Genomic DNA, 10795 nt, shown 5'->3' on the forward strand with positions numbered 1-10795 from the left:
CGTGCCGGGGACGCTCTCCGGGGGAGGCCCGCCCGCCCATGTCGTTGCTGGAGGTCGCGGGCCTGACGAAGTCCTTCGGGGCCCGACGCGTCCTGCGGGACGTCTCGTTCAGCCTCGGCGAGGGCGAGATCGTCGGGCTGGTGGGCGCCAACGGCGCTGGCAAGTCGACCCTCGGCGACGTCCTCGCCGGCATCACCGCGGCCGACTCCGGCGCCATGACCCTGCTGGGCCACCCCTACGCCCCGCTGTCGGCGGAGGACGCTCGCCACCTCGGCGTCGGGGTCGTCGAACAGCTCGTCCGGATCGACCCGGGGCTCACCGTCGCCCAGGCGGTCTTCCGCGGCACCACCCAGGCCGGGCGCCCGCAGTCCGACCTGCGCCGGCAGGCCCAGGTGCTGCTCGCCGAGGTCTCCCTGGACGTCGACCCCGACACCCTCGTCGGCGACCTGCCGCACTTCGTGCACGGGGTGGTGGAGATCGCCCGCGTGCTGGCCGAGGACACCCGGCTGGTGGTGCTGGACGAGGTCTCGGCCGCGCTGCTGCCCGTGGAGGTGGACGGCCTGCACGCCGTGGCCGGCCGGCTCAGCCGACAGGGGCGCGGGGTGCTCTACATCAGCCACCGGCTGCCGGAGATGCTCGCGGTCGTCGACCGGGTGCTGGTGCTCCGCGACGGACGGATCGCCCTGGACAGCCCGGCCGACGCGCTGGACCCGGTGCAGCTGGCCGCGGAGACGGTGGGCGAGCAGGTGCCGCTGCCCACGCGGCGGGTGACGCCGCAGCCGGCGCCGGCGGACGAGGCCGCCGTGCTCCCCCCGCGGCGGGTGGCCTCCGACGAGGTGGCGCTCCAGGTGCGCAACCTGCGGGTGCCCGGCGCGGTCGAGGGCGTGGACCTGCTGCTGCACCGGGGCGAGGTGATCGGGCTGACCGGGCACCGCTCCTCCGGCGTCGGTGAGCTCGTCGGCGCGTTGTCCGGGGAGCTCCCGGCGATCACCGACGAGCTGCTGCTGCACGGCGAACCCCGGTCGCTGGGCTCGGCGGCCGGCGACGAGCTGCTGCGGCTGCCCGCCTACCGCCCCGACGAGGACGCCTACGGGGTCGACCCCGGGGAGACGATCGCCCGGACGCTCACCCAGGAGCAGTGGGGCGCGCTGACCGACGTGCGCAAGGAGATCGCCACGCTGCGCGCGGTCATCCGGACCGTGCACCAGATGGACGTCAAGACGCTGAGCATCCGCACGATGTTCGGCGCGCTGTCCGGTGGCGACCAGCACAAGATCGCCCTGGCCCGGTGGATGGCGTCCTCCGCACAGGACGTCCTCGTGCTGCACGAGCCCACCCGAGGGCTGGACGTGCGGGCCCGCCAGCAGGTGCGCCGGATGCTGGACGACGCCACCGCGCACGGCACGTCCGTCGTCGTCGTGTCGGTGGACCCCGACGAGCTGGCCGAGTGCTGCGACCGCGTCGGCATCGTGTCCGGCGGCCGGGTCACGCGCTGGATCGACACCACCCAGCTGGCAGCGGACGCCGTCCGTGACCGGATCGTCGAGGCAGCCACCGCCTGAGGCCGGACGCCGACCGGGCCACGCCCTTGGGTGAGCGGTGCGGGGTCGATCCGCGTCGGTGGTCTGCGCCGGGTGGCGCCGCCCGGGCAGGCGGCGCCACGCCGGGGTCAGACGCTGACGCCGCCGGCGACCGCCCGCAGCTTGTGCCGGGCCAGCGCCAGGTTGGCCGTCGCGCGGTTGAGCACGAGATAGATGAACAGGCCGGCGTTGCCCTGGCCCTTGAGCACGTTGATCAGGTGGTACTGGCCCTCCAGCGTGATCAGGACGTCCTGGATCTCGTCGTTCAGCTCGAGGTCGGAGATGGTGCGGAGCTTGGCGCGCACCACGTTGGAGTTGCCGGCGGCGGCGACGTTGAGGTCGAAGCCGGGGGAACCGCCGACTGCGAGGGCCATGCCGCTGTCGATGTCGACGATCGCGGCGCCGCTGGCGCCCTCGATCGCGAGGAGATCGGCGATGACGTTGTCGAGCTGTGCCACGGATGAGGCTCCTGTCGTTCTCGGTGGGGGTCGCAGCGGGGTGCTGCGCACCGGGTCAGGGGCTGACCCGGCTCGAGCGGACGGACCTGCGGTCCGGACGTGCACGGGGCTCCGGGGAGGCGGCAGGGCCACCCCGGCGGGTGCCGCACCGCGCTGAGCACGGTGCGGAGCCACCTCGTCGCCGGCGGGCGGGGCGTCAGGGTGGTGCGGCCGGGCACCGTCGTCGGGCACCAGGCCCGGCTGCGGCGACCCCGGAGGTGCGTCCTGCGGCGGGGGCCGCGACCACGACCACAGCGATGCCCACCACCCGGTTGCCATTGCCCTTGTCCTGCCTTCGCCGAGGGGCTCAGGACCCCAGACAACACGGCTCCGACAGGCCCGGCAAACCGGCTGATGTACCTGCAGGTGAGCGCCTCGACACTGAGCGCACACAGCCCCCGGGACGCTCGTGAACCACCGAGCCACCACCGGCGAGACCGCTCCCCGCCGCCGTCGTGACCGCGCCCGGCCTGTCGGCGCTGCACCGGCCTCGGGTACCTTCCGCCGGGAACGCGGGCCTCCGCCCGCTTGGCTGGAGGAGACGCCGTGAAGACCCGGGACCTGGCGTACATCGCCCTCTTCGCCGCCATCGTCGCAGTGCTCGGGACCCTGCCCGCCATCAACGTCGGTCCGGTGCCGATCACGGCGCAGACCCTCGGCGTCATGCTCGCCGGCAGCGTGCTGGGCGCCCGCCGCGGCTTCCTCGCCGTGTTGCTCTTCCTCGTCCTGGTCGCGGTCGGGCTGCCGTTGCTGGCCAGCGGCGCCGGCGGCCTGGCGCCCTTCGCCGGGGCCTCGGCCGGGTACCTCTTCAGCTGGCCGCTCGCCGCCGCCGTCATCGGCTGGCTGACCGAACGCACCTGGGACCGCTACAACGTGGCCCTCGGCATGCTGGCCAACGTCCTCGGCGGCATCGTCGTCATCTACGCGGTCGGCGTCCCGGTGCTCAAGGTCGTCGCCGGCCTGCCGTGGGAGACCGCGCTGTGGAGCGGCGCCGCCGTCTTCGTCCCCGGCGACCTGGTCAAGGCCTTCGCCGCGGCGGCCATCGCCGACGTCGTCCGGCGCAGCTACCCGGTGATCGAGCGACCACGACGGGCCGTCGACACCCGGTGAGGTTCCGTCGTCCCGGTGCCGTCGGCACCGACGTCGACGTCGCCGACCCGACCCGCGGCATCGAGCTGCGGGGGGTCGGGCAACGGTACGGCGACCGGGTGGTGCTCGACGGCATCGATCTCACGCTGAGCGAGCAGCGGGTCGGGGTGATCGGCGCCAACGGGTCGGGCAAGAGCACCTTCGCCCGGCTGCTCAACGGGCTGGTGGTGCCCAGCGAGGGCCAGGTGCTCGTCGACGGGCTGGACACCCGCACCCAGGTGCGGGCGGTCCGGCGCCGGGTGGGCTTCGTGTTCCAGGACCCCGATGCGCAGATCGTGCACCCCACCGTCGCCGAGGACGTCGCCTACGGGCTGGAGAACCAGGGCGTGCCGGCCGAGGAGCGCGCCGTCCGCGTAGCCGAGGTGCTCGCCCGCCACGGACTGGCCGGGCACGCCGACCACCCGGCCCACCTGCTCTCCGGCGGGCAGAAGCAGCTGCTGGCCATCGCCGGGGTGCTGGTGATGCGGCCGGCTCGCATCGTCTTCGACGAGCCGACGACCCTGCTCGACCTGGTCAACGCCCGCCGGATCGCCGATCTGGTCGTCGGGCTCGAGCAGCAGGTCGTCGTGGTGACCCACCAGCTCGACCTGCTCGACGGCTTCGACCGGGTGCTGGTGATCGACCGCGGCCGGGTCGTCGAGGACGCCGCTCCGGGCCCGGCCGTGCAGGCCTACCGCGCGCTGATGGCCGACCGGTGACCCTGGCGCTGTACGTCCCGCGCAGCAGCGTCGTCCACCGGATGCACGCCGGGGTCAAGCTGCTGGGCCTGGCCGTCCTCGCCGTCCTGCTCTTCGCCCTGCCGACGCTCACCGCGGCCGGCGCGGCGCTGGCCGGGGTGCTCGCCGTGGGGTTGCTCCTGGCGCGGCTGCCGGTCGCCGTCCTGGCCCGGCAGGCCCGCGCGGTGCGCTGGTGGCTGCTGGCGCTGCTCGTCGTGCACGCGCTGACCACCGACGTGCGCACCGGCGCGCACGTCAGCCTCCGGCTGCTGACACTGGTGCTCGCCGCGGCGGTGGTGACGGCGACGACCCGGGTGAACGCGATGGTGGCGGTGGTCGAGTGGCTGTGCGCCCCGTTGCGGCTGGTCGGCGTCCGGCCGGCGCGGGTGGGTCTGGCCATCACCATGGCGCTCCGGTTCATCCCGGTGCTGATCGAGCGCGCCGACCGGATCCGGGCCGCCCAGGCGGCCCGCGGTGGGTCGCCTCGCGGGCTGCGTGCGCTGCGGACGACGATCGCCCCGCTGCTGGTGCAGGTGCTGCAGATGGCCCACGACGTGAGCGAGGCGCTCGATGCCCGCGGGGCCGACGACGTCCCCCCGCCGCGCCGCCGGCGCTCCCCCACCCTGGAGACCCCGTGACCGAGTCCGGCGCCCTGCACGAGATCTGGCGCACCCCGGCGGCGGCCGGGCCGATGCAGCGGGTGCCCGCCGCGCGGTTGCTGGCCGGGCGGGGGCTGGACGGTGACCGGTACGCCCTCGGCGGCGGCACCTGGGCGCAGTACCCGGACCTGGAGAAGCAGCTGACGCTCATCGACCGGGAGGACGTCGCTGCCGTCGCCGCGGAGGCGGGCGTGCCGCTGACGCCCGGCGACACCCGCCGCAACCTGGTGACGGCCGGGGTGGAGCTGCCCGCGCTGGTCGGTCACTGGTTCGCGGTCGGGGACGCCCTGCTGTTCGGCATGAAGCGCTGCCCACCCTGCGCCCACCTCGAGCGGCTCACCGGGGCGCGGCTGGTGAAGGCGATGGTGCGCCGCGGCGGCATCAACGCGGCCGTCTTCGGCGGGGCGGAGATCACCGAGGGTGCCGTCGTCCGGCCGGTGTCGGAGGAGGAGGCCGCCCGGCGAGGGGCGCCGACCGGTGCCGGCCGCCCGGAGCCCCGGATCGTCCCGCTCCCCGACTGAGGCCAGCGGCCTGCGCGCACCGGGGACGGCGGGGCCGGGCGCCACGGAGGTCAGGTCTCGGTGGTGGGCCCGTCGAGGTGGCGACCGAGGAAGGTCTTCTCCTCCGGGGTGAGCCGGCGCGGTCGGTTCAACGCGAAGTCGAAGGTCACCAGCAGGGTGCTGCCGGTGACGGCCAGCTGCCCGTGGTCGAAGAGCTCGTAGTGGCAGGTGAACGCAGCAGCCCGGACGTCGGAGACCCAGATCTGCACCTGGAGCGGGTCGGCGTGGTAGAGCACCGGCCGCTTGTAGGCGATCTCGTGCGACGCGACCACGATCCCCCGGCGCAGGCCCGTCTTCTCGTCGTGGGTGGGCTGGTCGAAGAACAGGTCGACCCGCGCCATCTCGAAGTAGCCGAGGAAGGCCACGTTGTTGATGTGCTGGTAGGCGTCCATGTCCGACCAGCGCATCGGGACGGCGACGGTGTGCCTCACACCCGTCACCCTGCCTCATGGCCCGCCGCCGTCCGCACCGCCCCTGTTCCGTACCGGGCCGTGCAGGCCTACGGTGCCGTCGTGGACCCGTGGGCGGAGACAGAGCCGGGCGTGTTGGTGCTGCCGTCAGGACGCCGCGTCCGCGGTCGGGGCCTGCGGCGACCGTTGCCCGACGGCAGCCCGCCCCCGGCCTTCGGCCTGTACCTGCTGGGCCGCCCGCCGTGCCCCGTCCCGTGGACGACCCGCTGGGTGTGCTGGCCGGACTTCCGGTTGCCCACCGCTCCTGTCGACCTGCACGACGCGTTGCGCGAGCTGTGGCAGCGGGCGGAGACCGAACGGGTCGAGGTCGCCTGCTCGGGCGGCACCGGGCGCACCGGGACGGCGCTGGCCTGCCTGGCGGTCCTGGACGGGCTCCCCCCGGCCCGGGCGGTCGCGTTCGTGCGCGGTCACTACCGCAGGCACGCGGTGGAGACCCGCGGCCAGGCCCGTTTCGTCGCCAGCTTCACCGCCTGACGGAGCGCCCCCCGCATCCGCTGACGGGGGCCCGCAGACGGCGACGGCCGGCCGGAGCACAGAGCTCCGGCCGGCCGTCTGGTGACGCGATGGAACGGCCCCCTTGCCGGGTCCCGGTACGAGCCTGCGCGGGCCGGGGGCAAGGGGTCCTCGCTCAGTCCCGCGTGAGCTTCCGGTAGGTGGCGCGGTGCGGGCGGGCGGCGTCCGGGCCGAGCCGCTCGACCTTGTTCTTCTCGTAGTCGTCGAAGTTGCCCTCGAACCAGAACCACTTCGAGTCGCCCTCGTAGGCCAGGATGTGCGTCGCCACCCGGTCGAGGAACCACCGGTCGTGGCTGACGACCACGGCGCAGCCGGGGAACTCCAGGAGCGCGCCCTCCAGGCTGGTCAGCGTCTCGGTGTCCAGGTCGTTGGTGGGCTCGTCGAGCAGCAGCAGGTTGCCGCCCTGCTTGAGCGTCAGGGCCAGGTTCAGCCGGTTGCGCTCACCGCCGGAGAGCACGCCGGCCTTCTTCTGCTGGTCCGGGCCCTTGAAGCCGAACGCCGAGACGTAGGCACGGGACGGCATCTCCACGTTGCCGACCTTGATGTGGTCCAGGCCGTCGGAGACCACCTCCCACAGGCTCTTGGCCGGGTCGATGCCGCTGCGGTCCTGCGCCACGTAGGCGACCTTGACCGTCTCGCCCATCTTGATCTCGCCGTCGTCGGGCTTGTCCTCGCCGACGAGCATCTTGAACAGGGTGGTCTTGCCGACGCCGTTGGGCCCGACGACGCCCACGATGCCGTTGCGCGGCAGCGTGAACGACAGCCCGTCGATGAGCACCCGGTCACCGAAGCCCTTGGTGAGCTTGTCCGTCTCGACGACCACGTTGCCCAGCCGCGGACCCGGCGGGATCTGGATCTCCTCGAAGTCCAGCTTGCGGAACTTGTCCGCCTCGGTGGCCATCTCCTCGTACCGGGCCAGTCGGGCCTTGCTCTTGGCCTGGCGGGCCTTGGCACCCGAGCGCACCCACTCCAGCTCGTCCTTCAGCCGCTTGGCGCGCTTGGCGTCCTTGGCGCCCTCGACCTTGAGCCGGGTGGCCTTGGTCTCCAGGTAGGTGGAGTAGTTGCCCTCGTAGGGGTAGGCCCGGCCGCGGTCGAGCTCGAGGATCCACTGGGCGACGTTGTCCAGGAAGTACCGGTCGTGGGTGACGGCGACGACGGTGCCGGCGTACTTCTCCAGGTGCTGCTCCAGCCACGCGACGCTCTCCGCGTCCAGGTGGTTGGTGGGCTCGTCGAGCAGCAGGAGGTCGGGGGCCTCCAGCAGCAGCTTGCACAGCGCCACCCGGCGACGCTCACCACCGGAGAGCACCCGCACGTCGGCGTCCCCAGGCGGGCAGCGAAGCGCGTCCATCGCCTGCTCGATGCGGTTGTCGAGCTCCCAGCCGTCGGCGTTCTCGATGACCTCCATGAGCTCGCCCTGCTCGGCCATCAGCGTGTCGAAGTCGGCGTCGGGCTCACCCATGGCGGCGCTGACCTCCTCGAAGCGGGTGAGCGCCGCGCGCAGGTCCTTCACCGCCTCCTCGACGTTGCCGCGGACGTCGAGGTCCTCGTTCAGCGGCGGCTCCTGCTCCAAGATGCCGACCGAGGCGCCGGGAGCCAGCACGGTGTCCCCGTTGGAGGCGGTCTCCATGCCGGCCATGATCTTCAGGACGGTCGACTTGCCGGCACCGTTGGGGCCGACGACACCGATCTTCGCGCCGGGCAGGAACGCCAGCGTCACGTCGTCGAGGATCACCTTGTCGCCGTGCGCCTTGCGCGCACGGACCATCGAGTAGATGTACTGGGCCACTGAGTGGGAGCCTTCCGTCAGGTCGCGAGTGGGGGCGGGGCGGGGCGGCCGTGCTCGGCGGGCACCGGCCCCGCCCCCTGCGTTCTCAGCTCCGATCCTCCCAGCCGGGGAGGCTCACGTCAGCGCCGGGACCGCCGGCTCCTCGGACGTGACCTCGGAGTCCGTCTCGTCCAACGTCTCCTCCCCTCCGATGTAGTCCGTGGACCGCTGCCGGTAGAGCTCCTCGCCCGGCGGCGTCTCCTCGCTCGGCGCCGTCTCCTCGCTCGGCGTCGGCGGGGCCGCGAGGGCGGCGGACCGGTCGACACGAGCCGGCCGGGTGAAGTCCGACCACCCACGGGCCAGGTTCAACCCGACCGCGGTGGCCTTGATCCGGTTGGCGCTGCGCCGCCCGGCCTCGCTCTCCCAGGACTCGGTCGACAGGTTGCCGACGACGACGACCGGGTCGCCCTTGGTGACGCTGCGGGCGACGTTGCCACCCAGCTCGTTCCAGCAGGCCACGTCGATCCAGAGCGTGGCGCCGTCGACGAAGCCCTTGGTCTCCTCGTCCCAGCGGCGGGACGTGGACGCCATCCGGAAGTTGGTCACCGACCCGTTGCTGGTGCGGTTCTGGCGCGGGACGTCGACCACGTTGCCGACGACGTGCAGAGGGGTGTCGTTCACGGTGCTCCTCAGGGTGCTGTCCCCGGCGACCTGCCGGGCTGGGACCACCGTCCAGCGCGCGGACCCGGCGGGACAGGAGCTCGGGTCGACTGTGGACACGCCCGCTCGCTGTGGACGACCGGCGCCGTCCCGTCGGGGCACACCGCTACGGCGCGCAGCGCCCCGGGTTCCCGACCGGGCGCCCGCAGCCGATGCGATGATCTGGCCGCGAGCGCCCGTAGCTCAGTGGATAGAGCAGGTGCCTTCTAAGCACTTGGTCGCAGGTTCGATCCCTGCCGGGCGCGCCAGGCACGCGCTTACCTGCGCCTATGCATTGCCTGTCGTGACCACGCAGGTCGAGTTACCGGTTTAATTACCCGTGAGCAGGAACTGGGCCACGTCTGGGCGCTCCGCGAACGGGTCTCGCCCCAGGTACACCCGCGCGGTCATGGACGGGTCAGCGTGGCCCAGCACGTCAGAGATGACCGGCAGGGGGACGCCCTTGGCGTTGAGAACCGATGCCACGGTACGGCGCAGCGTGTGAGGCGTCGCCCAGGGAAACCCCGCGTCCCGAAGGACGGCAGCAACGGCACGGGCACAGTTGGACTGATCCCACTGACGTTCGGTCGGCTCGGCGACCAGCACTTCGCCCGCCCCCCTGGTCGTTGACGACTTCTTGGCCTTTGACTCGCCGGTCATGTGCGGCGCGTGGAACACGTACCCGGTACCGCCAGACTCGTCGTGGCGACGACGCAGCCGTGCGGCCACGTCAGAGGGGAGGTCCACCCGGCGTCGGGCAGCCTTGCTCTTCGTGCCCAGCAGCCGAATGGAGCTCGTGGCCAGGTCCACCGCGTCCCACCGCAGCGTCCGTGCCTCGCTGATCCGGACACCAGTGCCAGCCATGAACGCCAACAGATCGGCGGTCGCCTGGCGCTTGCGCCGGGTCTGCGGTGCCAACACCGCCTCAGCCGCCTGCGCATCGGCGTAGGCGATCAAGGTGCTGCGCTCCGCCTCCGTCAGCGCACGAGTCGTGTCCCGAGCGACGCCGTCCTTGCGGTTGCTCCCCTTCACCTTGCTCGTCTTCGGGGGGTTCACCTGACGCAGCGCGTTCGTTGTCAGGACGCCGTTGTCAATCGCCAGCCCGAACACGCCCATGAGCACGGACCGCGTACTGCGGGCAGCCCCCTCCCCCACGTGGTCGGCAATGTCGTTTAGGAAGTTCCGAAGCCGCTGGGGATCGTTCGCCTGCTTGAGCGTCAGGCCACGCAGGGACGGCGCATCCACTTCCCGCCCGTCCTTGACCCGCTTGGGCGTCGCACAGTTCACATACCGAAGCCACGTGCGCCCGTAGTCGGTAATCGTTCGCTCAGCCTTGCCAGAATCAGGGCGAGCGATGTGGGCGAGGTACATCTCTCCTGCCTTGATGAACGGCGTGCTGTCGGTCATCTCCACGTCGGACACGCCCCGCTCGATGCGACTCCACCGGGCATCCAAGGCCGCCTCTGCGTCGGCCTTGCGTCGTCCCGTGGCCGACAGCTCCCCCTGAAAGCCGTCGTGACCCCTGTAGTAGCAGCGGGCGCGCCACCGTTCGGCGCTACGCGATGGGCAGGTCTTCCACTTGCCACCTTCGTCGCGCTTCTGCGGCGTGGTGGTCGTCTCGCCCCGCCTGCCCGGCTCCAGCGGTCGCCTGCCCTTGGTCATGGAGACTGTCTACCACAGGTAACCAATCGCAGGTAGCTTTCACCGGCTCTACCGGCTCTACCGGCTCTACCGGCTGTCGCAGTCGCACGGATGCGATTGCGCCGCGCTCTCTCCACCGTTGCCTGGACTGTGCGCCCCTGGTCGCGTTCGCCTGCCTTGCTTGGTGCTGGCCCGGCCCCACCCCGGGCAGCCCGCACCTGGGTCCTCGGTCGTGGCTCGCGCTCCTCGGTTCGCGGTCTGCCGTCGTCGCGCTCTGTCGCGGTGCTGACCCGTGCTGGGTCGGCCTGGTCGTTGCGCCCCCTGTCGTCCCCGTGGCTGACCGCCTGAGCTTCGCCGGGTGCCCCATGCATGCCCGAACCTGGTCGCGGTCGTTTTGAACGCTCTGGCCCTGCCCTGCGGCTCTGGCCCTGCCCTGCGGCTCTGGCCCTGCCCTGCGGCTCTGGCCCTGCCCTGCGGCTCTGGCCCTGCCCTGCGGCTCTGGCCCTGCCCTGCGGCTCTGGCCCTGCCCTGCGGCTCTGGCCCTGC

General features: G+C 72.6%; 11 protein-coding genes and 1 tRNA gene. 7 read left to right on the top strand and 5 right to left on the bottom strand.

The window, feature by feature from the left end; genetic code table 11:
• Positions 1-38: 38 nt before the first annotated feature.
• The gene (locus G5C62_RS03060) at positions 39-1562 is read left to right on the top strand and encodes an ATP-binding cassette domain-containing protein (protein WP_164699943.1); all 1524 of its coding nucleotides are present in this window, start codon (positions 39-41) and stop codon (positions 1560-1562) included.
• Between the two features lie 107 nt (positions 1563-1669).
• On the opposite strand, the gene G5C62_RS03065 is transcribed toward G5C62_RS03060, so the two are convergent.
• Positions 1670-2038: a hypothetical protein gene (locus G5C62_RS03065; protein ID WP_036336489.1), complete on the bottom strand. Its 369-nt coding sequence runs from the start codon at positions 2036-2038 to the stop codon at positions 1670-1672.
• Between the two features lie 585 nt (positions 2039-2623).
• On the opposite strand from G5C62_RS03065, the gene G5C62_RS03070 reads away from it, so the two are divergent.
• From G5C62_RS03070 to G5C62_RS03085, 4 genes are read left to right on the top strand one after another with little or no spacing between them, the layout of a single operon-like run.
• Positions 2624-3187 carry a biotin transporter BioY gene (locus tag G5C62_RS03070; protein WP_036336488.1) on the top strand — a complete coding sequence of 188 codons (564 nt, stop codon included), beginning with the start codon at positions 2624-2626 and terminating at the stop codon, positions 3185-3187.
• Positions 3184-3924, top strand: coding sequence for an energy-coupling factor ABC transporter ATP-binding protein (locus tag G5C62_RS03075; protein WP_081975403.1), 741 nt, complete (start codon positions 3184-3186; stop codon positions 3922-3924). Before G5C62_RS03070 ends, G5C62_RS03075 begins: the two co-directional genes overlap by 4 nt.
• Positions 3921-4580 carry an energy-coupling factor transporter transmembrane component T gene (locus G5C62_RS03080; RefSeq protein WP_036336487.1) on the top strand — a complete coding sequence of 220 codons (660 nt, stop codon included), beginning with the start codon at positions 3921-3923 and terminating at the stop codon, positions 4578-4580. Before G5C62_RS03075 ends, G5C62_RS03080 begins: the two co-directional genes overlap by 4 nt.
• Positions 4577-5122: an MOSC domain-containing protein gene (locus tag G5C62_RS03085; RefSeq protein ID WP_231558358.1), complete on the top strand. Its 546-nt coding sequence runs from the start codon at positions 4577-4579 to the stop codon at positions 5120-5122. Before G5C62_RS03080 ends, G5C62_RS03085 begins: the two co-directional genes overlap by 4 nt.
• 50 nt (positions 5123-5172) lie before the next feature.
• On the opposite strand, the gene G5C62_RS03090 is transcribed toward G5C62_RS03085, so the two are convergent.
• Complete coding sequence (locus G5C62_RS03090; protein ID WP_036336486.1) at positions 5173-5592, bottom strand: thioesterase family protein; 420 nt, start codon at positions 5590-5592, stop codon at positions 5173-5175.
• An 81-nt stretch (positions 5593-5673) separates the two neighbouring features.
• On the opposite strand from G5C62_RS03090, the gene G5C62_RS28490 reads away from it, so the two are divergent.
• Positions 5674-6105 carry a protein-tyrosine phosphatase family protein gene (locus tag G5C62_RS28490; protein ID WP_036336495.1) on the top strand — a complete coding sequence of 144 codons (432 nt, stop codon included), beginning with the start codon at positions 5674-5676 and terminating at the stop codon, positions 6103-6105.
• A 154-nt stretch (positions 6106-6259) separates the two neighbouring features.
• Here the strand turns inward: G5C62_RS28490 and ettA are convergent, their stop codons facing one another.
• Complete coding sequence (gene ettA, locus G5C62_RS03100) at positions 6260-7930, bottom strand: energy-dependent translational throttle protein EttA (protein ID WP_036336485.1); 1671 nt, start codon at positions 7928-7930, stop codon at positions 6260-6262.
• Between the two features lie 114 nt (positions 7931-8044).
• Positions 8045-8590: a single-stranded DNA-binding protein gene (locus G5C62_RS03105; protein ID WP_164699942.1), complete on the bottom strand. Its 546-nt coding sequence runs from the start codon at positions 8588-8590 to the stop codon at positions 8045-8047.
• A 211-nt stretch (positions 8591-8801) separates the two neighbouring features.
• Here G5C62_RS03105 and G5C62_RS03110 point away from each other — a divergent pair.
• Positions 8802-8877: transfer RNA gene (locus G5C62_RS03110), tRNA-Arg, on the top strand.
• A 61-nt stretch (positions 8878-8938) separates the two neighbouring features.
• On the opposite strand, the gene G5C62_RS03115 is transcribed toward G5C62_RS03110, so the two are convergent.
• Positions 8939-10270, bottom strand: coding sequence for a site-specific integrase (locus tag G5C62_RS03115; RefSeq protein ID WP_164699941.1), 1332 nt, complete (start codon positions 10268-10270; stop codon positions 8939-8941).
• Positions 10271-10795: the final 525 nt, after the last annotated feature.

The organism is Modestobacter sp. KNN46-3, from assembly GCF_011039295.1.